The sequence below is a fragment of the Labrys sp. WJW genome (assembly GCF_001676615.1).
GTDB classification, from domain to species: Bacteria; Pseudomonadota; Alphaproteobacteria; order Rhizobiales; family Labraceae; genus Labrys; species Labrys sedimenti.
Genome location: NZ_LYXZ01000099.1, coordinates 1 through 16,967, shown reverse-complemented (window position 1 = coordinate 16,967; position 16,967 = coordinate 1). Strand labels below are relative to the sequence as shown.

Genomic DNA, 16,967 nt, shown 5'->3' with positions numbered 1-16,967 from the left:
CCCGCTCCCCCGCCTCGCGCGAGCGCAATTCGGAACCCTGCCATATCGTGTCGGGGCGGGTGTCGCTGCATGACGCCGGCGGCCAGACCCGCGAGGTACGGGCCGGCGAGGCGTTGGTACTGCCGAAGGGCTGGAAGGGCGAGTGGACCATCCACGAAACAACCCGCAAGCTCTACATCATGCATTACGACGCGGCTTGAACGCGTTTGTGATGCCGCTCGGCCAGGATGGCGTTGATCTCTGCCCCGAGCAGGAAGGCCAGCGCCACCAGCCACAGGAAGAACAGCGCCGCGAAGACGCTGCCGAGGCCCGCATAGAGCTTGGAATAGGCGGCAAAGTCGCTGATATAGATGCTGAAGGCGTAGCCGCCGGCGAGCCAGAGCCCCATGGTGATCAGCACGCCGGGCCAGATCAGGCCGAGCGAAGGGCGGCTCGCCACCAGGAAGAGGTGCACCAGGATGATGGCGCCCCCGAGCACCGCGGTGGTGATGCCGTAGCGGGCGATCTCGATGAGCGGCTGCAGCGGCGCCAATACCGGCGTGAAGCTGACCGCCGCCTGCCATATCACCGGCCACAACACCACCAGCAAGGCGAGCGTGACCAGAGCGAGCGAGGCCAGCAGCACGAAGAACAGGCTCTGCAGCCGGCACCACCAGAAGGACCGCGTCTCGACCAGGCCATAGGCCCGGTTGATGCCGACGCGGATGGCCTCGACGCCATTGCTGGCCAGCACCACCGCCACGATGGCGCTGACGGTGAGCAGGCCAGGCCGCGCCGTGCCCAGCACCCTGGTGACCTCGCGGGCAATCGGCTCGGAAACCTCGTGCGGCCAGGTTTCGAACAGCAGACGCACGATCTCGTTCTGCAGGTCGGCAGTGCCGAGCACGCCGGCCAGGGAGGCCACGAAGATCAGGAAGGGAAACATCGCCGTGAGCAGGGACAGCGCCATGTGGCTCGCCAGCGCATAATCGTCATGCTCGGTGACCCGTTGCGTGAGATCGGAAATGAATTTGTACGCCCGCATGGGCCAACCATGCCATTCCGTGACGGAATTTGCCAGAAAGGGAGCATGGGCATCCGGCGGAAACCGTGGATGCGGCGACGGGCAAGGCCGGCGAAATCGCTCGATATCACGCTCCTTCACGAATCGCGGAGGGGTCTCGTCCTCACCACTGTGTTACTCGCCCGTTCATCTTCGATGGGCTATGCCTTGCCGATCGTTTCCACGAGGGCAAAATGCGTCCATGTCTGACGCTCCCTTGCCTCAACTCTTTGTTTTATCCCGTCTTTACGTTTCCTGCCCTCCGGCAGGCCGCAAGACGCCAGCAGGCCCGGACGAGATCGATGCGGCGAAACCTGGTTGCAGCTCTGTTATTGCTGGTCGCGAGCGGCCAGGCGATGGCGCAGCCGCGTGCCGTGGTGGAGCTGTTCACCAGCCAGGGCTGCTCCTCCTGCCCGCCGGCGGACAAGATGATGGGCGAACTCGCCCGCGATCCCAGCGTCATCGCCCTGTCCCTGCCGGTCGACTATTGGGATTATGTCGGCTGGAAGGACACGTTGGCCGACAACACCTTCACCAGACGCCAGCGTGCCTATTCGGAAGTGCGCGGCGACAGGGCCGTCTATACCCCGCAGATCGTGGTTGATGGCGTGCAGCATGCCGTCGGCTCCAATGGCGAAGAGGTTCGGCACGCCATCGAGATGGCCGCCACCCATCCCAACGTCCTCAGTGTTCCCGTTACCATCTCCGGCAAGAACGGCGCCTACAGCATCGCGCTGGGCAAGAGCGTCCACAAGGGCGAGGTCTGGGTGGTTCCCATCGAGACGAGCGCCGAGGTCAAGATCGAGCGCGGCGAGAATGTCGGCAAGACGGTGACCTATTCCAATGTGGTGCGCTGCTTCCGCAAGGTCGCCGATTATGACGGCAATGCCGCCACGGTGGCCCTGAAGCCGGATGTGACCAATGCGCCCGGCGCCGACAGCTTCGCCGTGCTGGTGCAGGTGGACGCCGCCGGCAGGCCGGGCGCCATTCTCGGCGCTGCCATGCACAAGCCGTAAGGCGTCGCTACCAGAGGCACGGACGGGCGTCGATCGGCGCTGAACAAGGATCGGGTGAGAGGGCGAGCGCACCAGGGGCGGGTCTTTCGACCGATCCCGCCAAATCACTGCCCCAAGTCACCGCCTCAACATCTTGGAACCTTGGCGGCTTGAGGATAGGAAGAAGGAATTGGCCGGCCAACCAGGCCTTCTCTTCCCGCCGGAACCCATCATGATTGATCAGAACGATATTCGCGCCGCCTATCAGCGCGTCGCCTCCCATATTCGCCGCACCCCGCTTCTCGACACCCAGGCCGGCACCTTCGGCCTCGACCACGGCGTGCAGCTCAAGCTCGAATTCCTGCAGCATGCCGGTTCCTTCAAGCCGCGCGGCGCCTTCAACAACCTGCTGTCGCGCGAAGTGCCGGCAGCCGGGGTCGCCGCCGCCTCCGGCGGCAACCATGGCATCGCCGTCGCCCATGCCGCGCGCGCGCTCGGCCACAAGGCCCGTATCTTCGTGCCGGTGATCTCGAGCCCCGCCAAGATCGCGGCGATCCGCGCCCGCGGGGCCGATCTCGACATTGGCGGCGAGCGCTACGCCGATGCCCTGGCCGCCTGCGAGCGCTATATCGCAGAGACAGGTGCCCTCTCGGTGCATGCCTTCGATTCCTGGGAAACCATGGCCGGCCAGGGTACGCTCGGGCTGGAATGGGAAGAGCAGGCCGGCGGTGCGCTCGACACCGTGTTGGTCGCCACCGGCGGCGGCGGCCTGATCGGCGGTATCGCGGCTTGGTTTGCCGGCCGGGTCAAGGTCGTCTCGGTGGAGCCGGAAGGCTCGCAATGCCTCAAGGCAGCACTCGAGGCCGGTGGGCCCGTCGATGTCAGCGTCGAGAGCGTGGCGGCGGATTCGCTCGGCGCCCGCAATTGCGGCCCCAGGGTCTATGCCGTCGCCAGTCGCCATGTCGGCGAGGCCATCACCGTGCCCGACAGCGCCATCGTGGAAGCGCAGAAGCGGGCCTGGGCCGATGCCCGCCTCGCCCTCGAACCCGGCGGTGCCACCGCCCTGGCGGCCCTGGTCGGCGGCGTCTACCGGCCCAAGCCGGGCGAACGCGTCGGCGTGCTGGCCTGCGGCGCCAATGTGGACCTGGCCACGATCGCCTGAGACTGCGCAAATTTCATCGAAGCCGTGCCGCCCGGGGGTTGCGTAGCCCCTCACCCTTACCCTCTCCCCGCAAGAGGCGGGGAGAGGGGGACTTCGACGATGCGGCTTACAAGGAAAGGTCTCATCTCGCCCTACCGTTGGGCCAGATGAACGCCCGAAGGCAAAAACGCCACGCTTGTGCTCCCTCGCCCCGCCTCTTGCGGGGAGAGGGTAAGGGTGAGGGGCAGCACAGACCTTTGCGAGTACTTCTATCGGCTCTCTCGCAAGAACGCCTCAGCTCCGCTTGCGCCGGTAATGCAGGATCACCGCGCCGGTGTCGAGCGGGCGGGTCTCGATCAGGTCGAGCCCGAGCTTGGGCAGGCCGGGTTCGAACAGGCGCTTGCCGTCGCCGAAGATCGTCGGTGTCACCATCAGGCGATATTCGTCGACGAGATCGTGACCGACGAGACTGTTGGCGACGCCGGCACCGCCGAAGCAATAGATGTCCTTGCCCTCGAGGCTCGACTTCAAAGCCCCGATCGCGGCCGCGAGATCCGGCCCTGCCAGGGTGGCGTTCCAGCCAGGATCGCCCGACAAGGTGGAGGAGACCACGGTCTTGGGCAGGCGGTTCATCACTGCGGCATGGGGAATGCCGGCGGCAGGGCTGGAGGGATCGGTCTCGGCCGGGCTCCAGAAGTCCTTGTTGAACAGGAAATTGACGCGGCCATAGACGAGATGGCCGGCCCGCTCCAAGGCATAGCCGGACCAATGGGTTTCCAGGTCGCCCGACCAGGCCGGCGGCACGAAGCCATTCGGCCCCTCGATATAACCATCCAGACTCGTGAACATCGCCAGGATCAGTTTGGCCATCGTCATTCCTCCCATGCATACCAGTTGCAATAAGCAAGCAGTTGCCTTTTAGCTCAACTGATCCTATTTTGCAAGTGGTATAGCATTTATGATTTGACGAGACTCCCGGGAATCCCAAAGGCGCTCCAGCCAATCCGTGGGATCGGCTTGGAAACAACGAGTTGCAGCGAACGGGCGCTCACCCACGAAGGCGCTCTTCACTGCTTGATATCTGGCAGGCCTCTCCTGATTGCGCCCCAGGGCCCGATCGGGAGGAATCTGCCCATGGCGTTTTGCGATTTCCTGGAATCACCAAGAATCGCAAAGACGCGCCCAACCAAAGAGTTGGAGCAAATAAGCGTTCACACTTGAATGCGTTTTGCTCCAGGAGTGCGACGATGAACATGGCCTACCGGTCGGGCTGTCCGATCAATCTGACGCTGGAAATGCTGGGCGACCGCTGGAGCCTGATCGTCATCCGCGACGTGATGTTCGGCAATCGCCGGCACTATCGCGAGCTCCTGACCCATTCGGAGGAGAAGATCGCCTCCAACATCCTGGCCGACCGGCTGAAGCGACTGGTCGAGGTCGGCCTGCTCAGCCGGCGCGACGATCCCAGCCATAAGCAGAAGGCGATCTACAGCCTGACGGAGCCATCCATCCAGCTGGTGCCACTGCTGGCCCATATGGGGGCCTGGGGCCGCCGATACACGCCGGTCTCGCGGCCCTTGTCGATCCGCGCGCAATTGCTGGAGGAAGGAGGCCCGCCCCTGTGGGAGGCCTTCATGGAGGAATTGCGGGCCCTGCATCTGGGCACGCCCGCACCCGCCCGCTCGGTCCTGGCCGAATTGCAGGCGGCCTATCTGGCCGTGATGGCGCAGGAGGAAGGTTCGGCGGTGTGAGGACGCGTTACCACCCCTCATCCCCCTGCCGGGACCTTCTCCCACAAGGGGAGAAGGGGTCTTCAAGCCCAGGGATCAGCCCCCAGCCTCAGCCCTTGTTGTTGGCCTTGTAGCGCTCGATCGCCTCGAGGATCATCGCCTCGGCTTCCCTGGCGTCGCCCCAGCCTTCGACCTTGACCCACTTGTTCTTCTCGAGGTCCTTGTAGTGCTCGAAGAAGTGCTCGATCTGCTTGAGGGTGATCTCCGGCAAGTCGGTGTAGTTGTTCACCTTCTCGTAGCGGCGGGTCAGCCGCGGCACGGGCACGGCGATGATCTTCTCGTCGCCGCCGGATTCGTCGCGCATCTTCAGCACGCCGACCGGGCGCACCGCGATCACGGCGCCGGGGATGATGCCGCGCTGGTTGGCGATCAGCACGTCGATGGGATCGCCGTCATCCGACAGCGTGTGCGGCACGAAGCCGTAATTGCCGGGGTAGCGCATCGGCGTGTAGAGGAAGCGATCGACCACGAGCGCGCCGGAATCCTTGTCCATCTCATATTTGATGGGCTCGCCACCGACGGGAACTTCGACGATGACATTTACCTCGTGCGGCGGATTGCGTCCGGTCGAGATCGCTTCGATACGCATCGTAGATCACATCCTGTAAGGCAGGCTCTGGCGCAGGATGCCTCCAGACCCCGATCAGAATGCAGCCTTAGGCGGAACGCGCATGGGTTTCAACCCGAAGATCACAAGAATATGATGCCGGTTTCACGAGAAACACTGTCAGCGACCCTTCCCGTCACGGCAGCGTCACAAGGGAAGCTGGCACGGGAATTCCGATCTATGCTTCGAAGACATGGGCAGGCCCGGCCACGCTCAGGCGTACGCGTGTGCCGGTCGGCGGCAGATCGAGGCCGGTACCGCTGATCCGGAGCCGATTGCCATCGGCCAGTTCCACCGTCACGGCCCTGAGGGCACCACCGAACTCGACGTCCACTACGCTGGCAAAGCACCCCTGCGCGGTCTCCTCAGCGCTGGGCGTGAACTTGACCTGCTCAGGGCGCAGCATCAGCTCGATGTCCCCGCGCTGGCCATGCGTCCCGGCCGCGAGGCGCCCCAGCACGCAATCGACCCAGCCGACCCCGGCCTGCCCCTTCAGCAGGATGGCCTCGCCCAGGAAAAGCGCCGTCTCGCGGTCCCGCGGTCGGCGGTAGAGATCATGCGGCGCCCCGGCCTGCACCAGCCGGCCCTCGCGCAGCACGGCGACCTGGTCGGCGAAGGACAGCGCCTCGGTCTGGTCATGGGTGACCAGGATGGTGGTGACGCCGGCCGCCTGCAGCAGCGCCGCCACAGCCTTGCGGGTCGCCTCGCGCAGGCCGGTATCGAGGGCCGAGAAAGGTTCGTCCAGCAGCATCAGCTTGGGCTGGCGTGCCAGGGCCCGCGCCAAGGCGACGCGTTGCTGCTGTCCGCCGGAGAGCTGGTGCGGCCGGCGCTCCAGCAGGCGCGGATCGAGATCGACGGTGCGCATCAGCGCGCGGATGCGGTCTTCCCGATCCGGCGTGCCCCGCTCCAGGCCGAAGCCGATATTGTCGGCGATGGTGAGATGGGGAAAAAGCGCCCCGTCCTGGGTGACGAAGCCGATGCCGCGCCGATGGGCGGGCACGATGGCCGGGCCATCCGCCAGCACGGTACCGTTCAGGGCGATGCGGCCGGCATCCGGACCCTCGAAACCAGCGATCAGCCGGAGCAGCGTGGTCTTGCCCGATCCGGACGGGCCGACGATGGCGGTGCGGCTGCCGGACGCGACCTCCAGGCTGACGCCATCGAGCGCCACCATGGCGCCATAGCGCTTGCCGGCCTTGTCTATACTCAGGAAACTCATTGGCCGATCGATCGCCTGGACTGGTAGTGGAGCAGGAGGGTGAGGGGCAGCGACAGCAGCACCATCAAGAGCGCGAAGGGCGCCGCGGCGACATAGTCGATGTCGTTTGTCAGCGACCAGAACCGGGTGGAGAGCGTAACCGTGCCGTTGGGCGCCAGCATCAGGGTGGCCGTCAGTTCCGTGGTGATGCCGAGGGCGACCAGTGCCATGCCGGCGGCGACGCCCGGCGCCGACAGCCGCATGGTGATCTGCCAGATCGCCTTGATCGGCGGGCGTCCCAGCGCCATCGCGGCCCGCTCGAGTTCGACGGGAGACTGTGCCAGGCTGGCGCGCAGCCCGACCACGGCCCGCGGCAGGAACATCAGGCCATAGGCCAGCAGCAAGGTCGTCATGGTCTGGTAGAGCGGCAGGGCGATGCGCACCGTGATCGTCACCAGCGCCAGCGCCACCACCACGCCCGGCAGCGAGCCGACATAGTAATGGCAGGCCTCCAGCACCTTCTGCAGGCGGCCCGGCGCGCGCACCGACAGCCAGGCCATCGGCAGGGCGGCCAGCGTGGTCGCGGCTCCACCGAGCAAGGCAAGTCCAAGGGTCTGGCCGAGGGCGGAGCCGATGTCATCCGACGACCAGGCGGCCGCACCACCCAAATAGAGCCAGCGCGCCAGCGTTAGCAAGGGTACGCCGAGCGACAGGAGCGCGAGGCTGAGCGGCAGCACCAGCCAGACCAGGGTGCCACGGCCAAGCCGGGCGCGAGCTGCCGGGCGGGCAGCGCCGGAACCGACGCGGGCATAGCGCTCCTGGCCGCGCACCCGGTTCTCGAGTCCCAGCAGCACCAGGCAGGCGAGCACCAGCACGCCGGCCAGCATGTTGGCGGCGGGGCCGTTATAGGCCGACTGGAACTGGTCGACGATGGCGGTCGAGAAGGTGTCGAACTCGATCATGGCATAGAGGCCGTATTCGGCGAGCAGATGCAGGCCGACCAGCAGAGAGCCACCACAGATCGCCAGCCGCAATTGCGGCAGGATCACCCGGAAGAACACCCGCAGCGGCGACTGTCCCAGGCTCGCCGCCACGTCCTCGAGCGCAGGGTCCAGCCGCCGCATCTGGGCGGCCACCGGCAGATAGAGGAACGGCAGATAGGCCATGATCGAGACGAGCACGCCGCTCCACAGGCCGCGCATGCCCGGAACGAGGCTGATCCAGGCATAGGAATGCACGAAGGCCGGCACGCCGAGCGGCGCCACCGCGAGCCACGACCAGATCCGGGCCCCGGGCAGGTCGCTGCGCTCGGTCAGCCAGGCGAGCGCCACCGCCAGCACGATGGCGATGGGAATGGTGACGGCCTCGAGCAGGACGGTATTGACCAGCAATTCGCCGACGCGCGGGCGCACCACCAGCTCATAGACGGTCTGCCAGCCGGTCTGGACGGTGATGAAGATCACGAAGCCGAGCGGCAGCAGGGCGAGCAGGGACACCAGTACCGCAGCCACGGCAACGGCGTCACGCCCGGTGAAGCCGGGTGAGGAGACGCGCAGACTGCCGATTTCGGGCTGGGATGACGACGATGACACGAGGTGTCCTGAAAAGCGAAGGCCTCCGGCACAGGGCCGGAGGCGCGATGATGTCAGGTTTGCGACGACGGCGCTACCTGGCGCTGCCCTTTGTCATGCCCGGGCTTGACCCGGGCATCCACGGAGGCGGCAATAGCCGATTGAAACGCAAGACTGGATTGCCGGGTCAAGCCCGGCAATGACAAGGGTTGAGCCAATTCGGGCAAGGTTACACTCAGCTTGCCTCATCTTTGCAAGTCGGTGCGGTATTCCGTCGCTCAAAGCAGGCCGGCAGCTGTCATCAGGTCGGAGACCTTCTTGGAATTGAGCTGCGCCGGATCGAGCTTGGGTGCGTTGAGATCGGCCAGCGGCACCAGCTTGGGATTGGAAGCGGCATCCTTGCCGACGGCATATTCGAAGGAAGTGCCGGTCTTGAGGATCTCCTGGCCGCCCTTGCCGGCGATCCACTTCACGAAGGCCTCGGCTTCTTTCTTGTGCTTGCTGGAAGCGAGCACGCCGCCGCCCGAGATGCTGACGAAAGCACCCGGATCCTGGTTGCGGAAATAATGCAGCGCGACGTTCTTGGAGTTCTCACCGGTCTTGGCCTGGTCGCCGAACCAGTAATACTGGTAGATGATCGCGCCTTCGACCTCGCCGTCATTCACGCCCTTCATGGCGATGCCGTTCTTCTTGAACGGCTTGACGTTGGCCTTCATGCCCTTGAGCCAGGTCTCCGTGGCTTCCTCGCCCTTCAGGGCCAGCAAAGCGCTGACGATGGCCTGGAAATCGGCGCCGGCCGGCGCTGCGCCCCAACGGCCCTTCCAGGCCGGATCGGCCAGATCCAGCAGGGACTTCGGCAGCTTGTCCTCGGTCAGCTTGGTCTTGTTATAGGCGAACACGGTGGTGCGGGCGGCGATGCCGATCCAGCGGCCATGCGAGGGCTTGAAAGCCTCGGGCACCTCGGCCAGCGTCTCGGCCGAGAGCGGCGCGAACAGCTTGGCGTTGTCGACCAGCACCATGGCCGGCGAATTCTCGGTGAGGAAGACGTCGGCGGGCGACTTGTCGCCCTCCTGCACCAGCTGGTTGCCGAGCTCGGTGTCGCCGCCATTACGCAGCGTCACCTTGATGCCGGTCTCCTTGGTGAAAGCCTCGGCCCAGGCCTTGGTCAGGCTTTCATGCTGCGCATTATAGACCGTGATGCCCGCATCCTCGGCCTGGGCGGCCAGGGGAGCAGCGAACAGGGCGGCGGCAAGGGCGACAGCCCCGGCAAGCGCTGCACGGCGATGCGGCAGGAAAACTTTCATCAGAACCTCTATCGGTTGGCTTCGGCCAAGGGATGCTTGAACACCCGATCTCTAGGCTTACCGAGAAGTTCCCGTCAAACTCTTTAGATTAGAATTAGAATTATTAAAAAGTGTATATCGAATCTGTTTATTTTGAGAACAACACCGAGCACCTCGGGAATGACGGGAGGAGAACCTTCGTCTTCACGGCATGCACCGAATTAGACATTAGATTTTCTATTGGCCGGCGCCGCCACGTCCAGGATTACAAATGCGTAACGGGCGGCTATCGGCCCGAAGCTTCGCTTGCCCCACGCTTCGGCACGCTCCCTGCGCACCAATCGAGAAACAACCGAGACGCCATCGATCGATGGCGACCGAACTCGCGACGGGAGTTGAATGGATCGCGGACAGGACGAAGAAGAGAGGCGGAAAAGTCCAGCTTGTTCAGGCGCCCCAGGCGAAAGCGATCTTCTGCAGCTTCACCTCGCCGAAGCGCTCCACCATGCTGTCCACGGATTCGCCACCCAGGCGCCGGTAGAAATCGCAGGCCCGCACATTGTCGGCCAGTGCCCACACCACCATGCCCTTGACGTCGTGGCCATTGAGATCGCGGCGCACCGCGTTGAACAGCCGCTTGCCCAGGCCGATGCCCTGATATTCGGGACGCAGATAGAGCTCGAAGATCTCGCCCTGATAAGGCAGGCCAACGGCCCGGTTGCGGCCATAGGTGGCATAGCCGGCGATCACACCGCCAAAGGACATCACCACGATGCGGGTCTTGCGGTCGATGGCATAGCGCCACCATTTGGCACCGCGCCGCTCAACCAGGCGCTCGAGCTCGCGGCCCGGAATCACGCCGCGATAGGCATAACGCCAAGCGACGTCATGCACATCGGCGATGGCGTGGGCGTCGTCCGGGCGAGCCAAACGGATTTCGATGGCGTCGGTGCTCATAGGGGGAGGATAAGCGGGCGCGGCTGCTTCCTGCAAGTGAATTGCTCGTAGGAATGCGCTTCCCAAAGCAACGCGCGTTGCGGCGGCCATGCCTGTTTTCCTTCAGGGCCTTGTTTACAAACGCCTTTGCGATTCTGGTGGTCCCTCGCTCGCCAAGCGCCATGGCGTCGCGCCGGCCCGCCGCAGCACACAAATCTGTTGCAAGCCGGACGCCCAGCCTGTTGAAAGGCCTGGAAAGGACCCGGCATGACTTCTCACCTCGCAAGCGCCCTTCCCGTTCCGGCGGATCATCCCGTGGCGGCCAGCGGAAGAATCGGCGTTCTCCTGGTCAATTTGGGCACACCGGACGCGCCGACCTATTGGCCGATGCGGCGCTATCTCAAGGAGTTCCTGTCCGACCGGCGCGTCATCGAGGTCTCGCGCCTGCTGTGGTGGCCGCTGCTCAACGGCATCATCCTGACAACGCGACCGGGCAAGAGCGGCGCCAAATATGCTTCGATCTGGGACAAGGTCGAGAACGCCTCGCCCCTCCTCGTCATCACCCGGCGCCAGACCGAAAAGCTGGCCGAGACCTTCGCCGCCGATTCGCGCCTCGTGGTGGATTTTGCCATGCGCTACGGCAAGCCCTCCATTGCCTCGCGCATCGACGCCCTGCGCGCCAAGGGCTGCGACCGCATCCTGATCGTGCCGCTCTATCCCCAATATGCCGCGGCAACCAGCGCCACGGTCTGCGACAAGGCCTTCGAGCACCTGATGACCCTGCGCTGGCAGCCGGCAGTGCGCATCGCGCCGCAATGGCATGACGACCCCGTCTATATCGAGGCCCTGGCCAGCTCGGTGCGCCAATCCCTCGCCAAGCTCGACTTCGAGCCGGAGGTTTTGCTCGCCTCCTTCCACGGCGTGCCCAAGAACTACCTGATCCAGGGCGATCCCTATTACTGCTTTGCCATGAAGACGGGACGGCTGCTGCGCGAGGCCCTCGGCTTCAGCGAGGATCGCTTCAAGATCACCTTCCAGTCCCGTTTCGGCAAGGAGGAGTGGCTCAAGCCCTATACGGACGAGACCGTGGAAGGGCTCGCCAAATCCGGCGTGAAGCGCCTTGCCATCGTGGCGCCGGGCTTCGTGGCCGACTGCCTGGAAACGCTGGAAGAACTCGGCGAGGAGAACAAGGAGATCTTCCTGCACAATGGCGGCGAGCACTTCGCCTATCTGCCCTGCCTGAACGACAGCCCCGAGGGCCAGCGCGTAATCGAGCACGTGGTTACACGCGAATTGCAGGGCTGGATCTGACGGGCGGCTCGCGACTTGGTGTCATACCAACGGTATTGACGCTTGACCGCCCAAGTACCGTCATTGCGAGCGTAGCGAAGCAATCCAGAGCTGGAAACCGTGGCGGTCATGCCTCCTGGATTGCTCCGCTACGCTCGCAATGACGCGGGGGTCAAATATCGCGGCCGTCGATATTATCTCACTTCAGGATGGCGGTCGCCCGGTCGAGGGCCGGGCCGAAGCCCTTGAGCGAGACCGTGAAGACGAGCGGCTTCACGCTGTCGTCGACCGACTTGGCCGTGAGCTTGAGCTGCTTGCCGGCCTTGAGAGCCGTGATGGTGTTGGCATCGAGCGCCAGCGGCACCAGGCAGCCGGCGGGGATGCAGGTCTTGTAATTCAGCGGCTTGCCACTGGTCCCGGCATCGAGGGCGAGGGACACGCCGGCATCGAATTGCAGGCCGAACGGCATCACGAGATTGCCGCTGGTGCCGCCATTGGCCGTGGGGTTCAGCTCGACAGCCAGCACACGCTGACCGGTCTTGGTATCGGTCAGCACCTGCTGGACCGCGCATTGCTTGGCATTGTTGACGACATTGCAGAGCACGCGCCAGTCCTCATAGCTCTCCTGGATGGAGGAGGCCCCGCCCGGCAACGGCGATTTGGCAGGCGCGGGCTCCTGGGCCGGAGTCTGGGCCTGGGCGGCACTCACCAGAAGCGCAAAAGCGAGACTAAGGCTGGTCTTCAGCATCGATTCCTCACGGCAGAAAGGCATCATGCCCCGATGGGGGCAATCGCCGCAGCCATGACACGAATATCAGCGTCTGGCGATAGGTTGCTGCCGAAAATCACGCAGCTTTCGACGCCTGATATACCGCGACGGTAGGATGGCACGCCGCCGCTCTCGCCGGCCGGCCCTTTCTCCTTGACTTGCCGCGGCTTCGCGATCCAACTGGCCGAGGGGAAAGATCCGGGCATCTTGCACGAGGTGACGACCATGGACGTCGACAAGGCCATTGCACTGGTTTCCGCGGCCGGTATCGAACTCACCGATCGGCGCCGCAACGGCAGCGATGACGGCTGGTCCCTCAGCTTCTCCAACGGCGCGGGACTGGAGATCCGGGACAATGGCGAGGTTTCCGCCACCGGCAAGGGCGCCGAGGCCGTCGCCAGCCTGCTGGGACTGCCGGCCAAATCCGCCGGGAGCTAGAGCAAAGACCCCACGACGGTTGCGGTTTTCAGGCGAAGGAAATGAGGAGTGTCAGCCTCCTGGCTGACATGTTGGAAACTACGCGTCCGCAACCAAGGTGTCAGCCAGGAGGCTGACACTCCGCATAGCTCCCCGCTTTCATTTTGCCGGCTCGTAACCGTCGGTCAGCGTGCCGAGAAAGGCCACGACATCGTCGATCTCGGCCGGCGTCAGGGCCGGTTCGTCGCCGGCCTTGCGGTCGAAGGGCGGATCGGTGTTGACGTTCGCCTTCGCCGCTTCGGGCAGATCGTCATATTTGTCGATGCTGCCATCGGCCTTGCGCGGGTACCAGCGCTCCGGGTGGGTCTCACGCTCGACGTAGAAACGCACGGCATCGCGCAGGGAATGCATGCCGCCATTGTGGAAGAACGTCTTGCGCAAAGCGATGTTGCGCAGGGTCGGGGTGCGGAACAGACCGCAATAATCCTCGCGCTTCAGGAAGTCGGTGCGCAGCGGGCCGCACAGGCCGAGATCGTGATAGGCTGGATCCTTGTTGGCGGGAATGTCGGGGTTGCGCGGCACCGCGAGCGCGATCTGGCCGTAGTCGGTAAATTGCGGCGGCGTGCCGTCATTGCCGCGCTGGCTGATGTGGCAGGAAGCGCAGTTGCCCTTGTCCGCCGCATTGAACAGGTCGAGCCCCCGCGCTTCCTGGGGAGAGAGCTCCGCCTTGCCGGCCAGAACCGCGTCATATTTGCTCGAATAGGGGTAGAAGGTCCGATAGTCCTGCTGGAACACTTCCAGCGCCTTCAGGGTCGTCTTGTAGACGAAGTCCGGGTCGCCGGCCGCCTTCGGCCCGGCAATGGCGGCGATGGCCTTGCCATGCCCCGCCGCGAGCACGCGACGGGCCACCTCCGCCCCGTCCCGGTTGCCCATCTCGAAATCCGAGAGCAGCGGGATCTTGGCCTGGTCAGCGCCGCGATCGACACGCCCATCCCAGGTCAGGCCTCCCGTGGGGCCATTGTCGATGCTCTCGTCGGCCTCATCCTCCGAATCGTAGAAATGCTCGGTGAAGGGCGGCACCACCTGCAGATATTTCAGCGACGGCACGGCGCGCACGCCGGGCTGGTGCATGTCGCCGCCGCCAAGCTGCACCGCGCGGTCGTTTACCGGCCCGAAAGCACGGGCGGGATCGTGGCAGGAGGAACAGGCAAGCTTGCCTGATCCCGACAGGGCGGGATCGAAGAAAAGAGAGCGGCCGAGGGCTCCCAGCGCCTGCGCCTGCTGGCGCACCTGCGCACGTGACATCTCCTGCCCGGCCTGGACCGAGGTCATCGCCAGCACCGGCAAAGCGAGCCCCAGGACGCCGCCCCATTGCCTCACACGTCTGTTGCAAAGAAAGCTTATGGCTGCATTCCTTCATTGCGATCGGGGGTGGCATCTTCAGCCAGCCCGGCTAAGATGAGGGGCTGTGGGGGACGATAGCAACAAGCAAATCGAGGCAGGAGACCCTGATGCGCATGAAATCGGCGGCGGTCGTGTATGCGTTGAGCCTTTCCATCGGTGCCTTCGGATCGGCGCTGGCTGCCGAAGGCACGGGCGGCCAGAAGGCCAAGCCTGCGCCTGGAGCGTCCGAGGATCTGAAGCTGATCGATACCGTGGTGGTGATCTATGCCGAGAACCGCAGCTTCGATAATCTCTATGGCAGCTTTCCGGGTGCCAATGGCGTGGCGAAGGCACCGGCAACCGCCCGCATCCAGCGCGATCGCGACGGCAAGCCCTTCCGAGAATTGCCGCCGATCTGGGAAGGCCTGACTGCCAAGGGGGTGACGCCGCCGGTGACCCAGGCCGAGACCGAGCATCTGCCCAACCGTCCCTTCCACGCGGACGACCCCAAGGGCTTCAACCTCGGCTACGGCACCATCACGCGCGACCTCTGGCATCGCTATTACCAGAACCAGATGCAGATCAATGGCGGGCGCAACGACAAATTCGTCGCCTATGCCGATTCAGGAGCCCTTTCGGTCAGCCTGTGGGACGGCTCGAAAACTGCCATGTGGAAGGTCGCCCAGAAATACGTGCTGGCCGACAATTTCTTCATGGGCGGCTTCGGCGGCTCCTTCTTCAACCATCAATGGCTGGTCTGCGCCTGCGCGCCCTATTACCCCAATGCCGACACCAATCCGGCCAAGCCGTCGATCGCCGTGGTCGAACCCGACGGGGTGACGCTCAAGGCAGCTGCCAATTCACCGAAATCGGCAATGGACGGCATCCCGAAATTTGCCGGCGATGGCAATCTCACGCCTGATTTCTATGCCGTGAACACCATGCAGCCGCCCTATCAGCCGAGCGGCAACGAGCCGGCCAAGGATGGCGACAAGGCATTTGCCGATCCGGCCAAGCCGACGACGCTGCCGCCTCAGACCGAACCGACCATCGGGGACCTGCTCAGCCTCAAGCATGTGAGCTGGGCCTGGTATGGCGGCGCCTGGCAGGATGTGCTCGACCATGGCAACAAGACGCCGATCCCGAACTTCCAGTATCACCACCAGCCCCTGAACTATTATGCCAGCTTCGCACCGGGTACCCCGGCCCGGGCCGAGCATCTGCGCGACGGCGGCCTGGCGGGCGTCGAATTCATCAAGGCGATCGACGCCGGCAAACTGCCCCAAGTCTCCTTCTACAAGCCGCAGGGCGACCTCAACGAGCATTCGGGCTATGCCGACATCCAGGCGGGCGATGCCCATATCGCCGACGTGATCGCTCATCTCGAGAAGAGCCCGCAATGGCCGCATATGCTCGTCGTCGTCACCTATGACGAGAATGGCGGCCTGTGGGACCACGTCGCCCCGCCCAAGGGCGACCGCTGGGGCCCAGGCTCGCGCATCCCGGCGATCATCGTCTCGCCCTATGCCCGCCGCGGCTTCGTCGACCATGCGCCGATGGACACCACCTCGATCCTGCGCTTCATCACGCGCCGCTTCGAGCTGCCGACCCTGCACGGCATCACCGTGCGCGACACGGCGATGGCCGCCCGCAAGCAGAAGCCGCTCGGCGACCTGACCAGCGCGCTGGTGTTGAAGGACAAGTGAGGCAGCGGCCTATCGCGGCTGTGCCGAATGAGACCCGAGAATTCCTTCCCGGTTTCAGGAAGGTCGCGCACAGCTTGTGTGTGCTGGGACGAGTGGAGCGAGATCCGGTGGGAAGAGTGGCGCGAGTTCGCTTTTACCGGTCTGATCCGCGCCCCTCTTTCCCAAAGTCGGGGCGGCAATTGATCATGCGCCATAGACCGGGATATTCGACAACAGCGCCGAATTCACTCACGCTCAACTCGGCGCGATATTTGTGCAGTGGCGAGTTGTAGTCATAGGTATTGGCACCCAGCCGACGATAGACCTGCGGCAATGCCTTCACGCTCCAGTCTTCCGTGTCCAGCCACACGGCTACGGATTCTGCCTGCAGACCCTTTTCCAAATTCATTCGACGGATCGCATTGGTATTGCTGGCCGGGGTGAAGCCGAGGTCTATGTCCACCAGCCCGCGAAAACCCACGTTCTTTTCGCCATTGACATACCAGTCCCCATCCGCTGCCCGCTCGATCAGAATGTCAATGTCCCGAGACCCTATCCAGCCACCGATGGTTGCTTTCCGGCTCAGCCATGATCGATCGCAATTCAGGTGATAGGTCAGATTGGCGGCGTCTCCCTGATGATCGAAGACCGCGTTGCCCTCGATATCCCAGCCATCGTCGCACTCGACAATTCGACAGGCGTCATGCCCTTCGAGGTCAAGGCGCTTCCAGAGGATTGCAGGCATAGGATCTCCTTCCCAGACCTCACCGCTTTTCTACCCCGCCAGCGCCAGGAACCTTTTCACCTCCTCATCCTTCGTCGCGAAGGAGGTGACCAGGCGCACGAGGTCGGCATCGGCG

General features: G+C 64.3%; 17 protein-coding genes. 7 read left to right on the top strand and 10 right to left on the bottom strand.

Features of this window, described 5'->3' with window-relative positions; translation table 11 throughout:
• On the top strand, positions 1-200 hold a 200-nt coding region (locus tag BA190_RS34700), incomplete at its 5' end, for a cupin domain-containing protein (RefSeq protein WP_156771847.1).
• On the opposite strand, the gene BA190_RS34695 is transcribed toward BA190_RS34700, so the two are convergent.
• A complete protein-coding gene (locus BA190_RS34695; protein WP_068299740.1) occupies positions 185-1,024 on the bottom strand; it encodes a YihY/virulence factor BrkB family protein in 840 nt (279 codons plus the stop codon). The genes BA190_RS34700 and BA190_RS34695 overlap by 16 nt on opposite strands.
• A 320-nt stretch (positions 1,025-1,344) precedes the next feature.
• On the opposite strand from BA190_RS34695, the gene BA190_RS34690 reads away from it, so the two are divergent.
• Together BA190_RS34690 and BA190_RS34685 are read left to right on the top strand one after the other, a co-directional pair.
• The gene (locus BA190_RS34690) at positions 1,345-2,058 is read left to right on the top strand and encodes a thioredoxin family protein (RefSeq protein ID WP_068299739.1); all 714 of its coding nucleotides are present in this window, start codon (positions 1,345-1,347) and stop codon (positions 2,056-2,058) included.
• Positions 2,059-2,269: 211 nt separating this feature from the next.
• A complete protein-coding gene (locus BA190_RS34685) occupies positions 2,270-3,199 on the top strand; it encodes a threonine/serine dehydratase (RefSeq protein ID WP_156771845.1) in 930 nt (309 codons plus the stop codon).
• Between the two features lie 273 nt (positions 3,200-3,472).
• Here BA190_RS34685 and BA190_RS34680 read toward each other — a convergent pair whose 3' ends face one another.
• Positions 3,473-4,048 (bottom strand): dihydrofolate reductase family protein, encoded by a 576-nt coding sequence (locus BA190_RS34680; RefSeq protein WP_068299737.1) that lies wholly within the window; start codon positions 4,046-4,048, stop codon positions 3,473-3,475.
• A gap of 377 nt (positions 4,049-4,425) precedes the next feature.
• Here BA190_RS34680 and BA190_RS34675 point away from each other — a divergent pair, with 377 nt between their 5' ends.
• Positions 4,426-4,929 (top strand): helix-turn-helix domain-containing protein, encoded by a 504-nt coding sequence (locus tag BA190_RS34675; protein ID WP_068299734.1) that lies wholly within the window; start codon positions 4,426-4,428, stop codon positions 4,927-4,929.
• Between the two features lie 88 nt (positions 4,930-5,017).
• On the opposite strand, the gene ppa is transcribed toward BA190_RS34675, so the two are convergent.
• From ppa to BA190_RS34650, 5 genes are all read right to left on the bottom strand, one after another.
• Positions 5,018-5,557 (bottom strand): inorganic diphosphatase, encoded by a 540-nt coding sequence (ppa, locus tag BA190_RS34670; RefSeq protein ID WP_068299728.1) that lies wholly within the window; start codon positions 5,555-5,557, stop codon positions 5,018-5,020.
• Positions 5,558-5,753: 196 nt separating this feature from the next.
• The gene (locus BA190_RS34665; RefSeq protein WP_068299726.1) at positions 5,754-6,794 is read right to left on the bottom strand and encodes an ABC transporter ATP-binding protein; all 1,041 of its coding nucleotides are present in this window, start codon (positions 6,792-6,794) and stop codon (positions 5,754-5,756) included.
• Positions 6,791-8,284: an ABC transporter permease gene (locus BA190_RS34660; RefSeq protein ID WP_371260461.1), complete on the bottom strand. Its 1,494-nt coding sequence runs from the start codon at positions 8,282-8,284 to the stop codon at positions 6,791-6,793. The genes BA190_RS34665 and BA190_RS34660 overlap by 4 nt, the downstream gene beginning before the upstream one ends.
• Positions 8,285-8,622: 338 nt before the next feature.
• Entirely contained in the window at positions 8,623-9,648 is a 1,026-nt protein-coding gene (locus BA190_RS34655) for an iron ABC transporter substrate-binding protein (RefSeq protein ID WP_068299721.1), read from the bottom strand.
• 426 nt (positions 9,649-10,074) lie between these two features.
• Positions 10,075-10,584, bottom strand: a complete 510-nt coding sequence (locus BA190_RS34650; protein ID WP_068299715.1) for a GNAT family N-acetyltransferase — start codon at positions 10,582-10,584, stop codon at positions 10,075-10,077.
• 246 nt (positions 10,585-10,830) lie between these two features.
• On the opposite strand from BA190_RS34650, the gene hemH reads away from it, so the two are divergent.
• On the top strand, positions 10,831-11,874 hold the full coding sequence (gene hemH / locus BA190_RS34645) for a ferrochelatase (RefSeq protein ID WP_068299713.1): 1,044 nt from the start codon (positions 10,831-10,833) through the stop codon (positions 11,872-11,874).
• A 178-nt stretch (positions 11,875-12,052) separates the two neighbouring features.
• Here the strand turns inward: hemH and BA190_RS34640 are convergent, their stop codons facing one another.
• Positions 12,053-12,601, bottom strand: a complete 549-nt coding sequence (locus tag BA190_RS34640) for an invasion associated locus B family protein (protein WP_068299743.1) — start codon at positions 12,599-12,601, stop codon at positions 12,053-12,055.
• Between the two features lie 246 nt (positions 12,602-12,847).
• Here BA190_RS34640 and BA190_RS34630 point away from each other — a divergent pair, with 246 nt between their 5' ends.
• Positions 12,848-13,060, top strand: coding sequence for a hypothetical protein (locus BA190_RS34630; protein ID WP_068299709.1), 213 nt, complete (start codon positions 12,848-12,850; stop codon positions 13,058-13,060).
• A 138-nt stretch (positions 13,061-13,198) separates the two neighbouring features.
• Here BA190_RS34630 and BA190_RS34625 read toward each other — a convergent pair whose 3' ends face one another.
• Positions 13,199-14,371 (bottom strand): cytochrome-c peroxidase, encoded by a 1,173-nt coding sequence (locus BA190_RS34625; RefSeq protein WP_082980270.1) that lies wholly within the window; start codon positions 14,369-14,371, stop codon positions 13,199-13,201.
• 179 nt (positions 14,372-14,550) lie between these two features.
• On the opposite strand from BA190_RS34625, the gene BA190_RS34620 reads away from it, so the two are divergent.
• Positions 14,551-16,128, top strand: coding sequence for an acid phosphatase (locus tag BA190_RS34620; protein WP_068299704.1), 1,578 nt, complete (start codon positions 14,551-14,553; stop codon positions 16,126-16,128).
• A 133-nt stretch (positions 16,129-16,261) separates the two neighbouring features.
• Here BA190_RS34620 and BA190_RS34615 read toward each other — a convergent pair whose 3' ends face one another.
• A complete protein-coding gene (locus BA190_RS34615; protein ID WP_068299701.1) occupies positions 16,262-16,852 on the bottom strand; it encodes a putative glycolipid-binding domain-containing protein in 591 nt (196 codons plus the stop codon).
• Between the last annotated feature and the right edge of the window lie 115 nt (positions 16,853-16,967).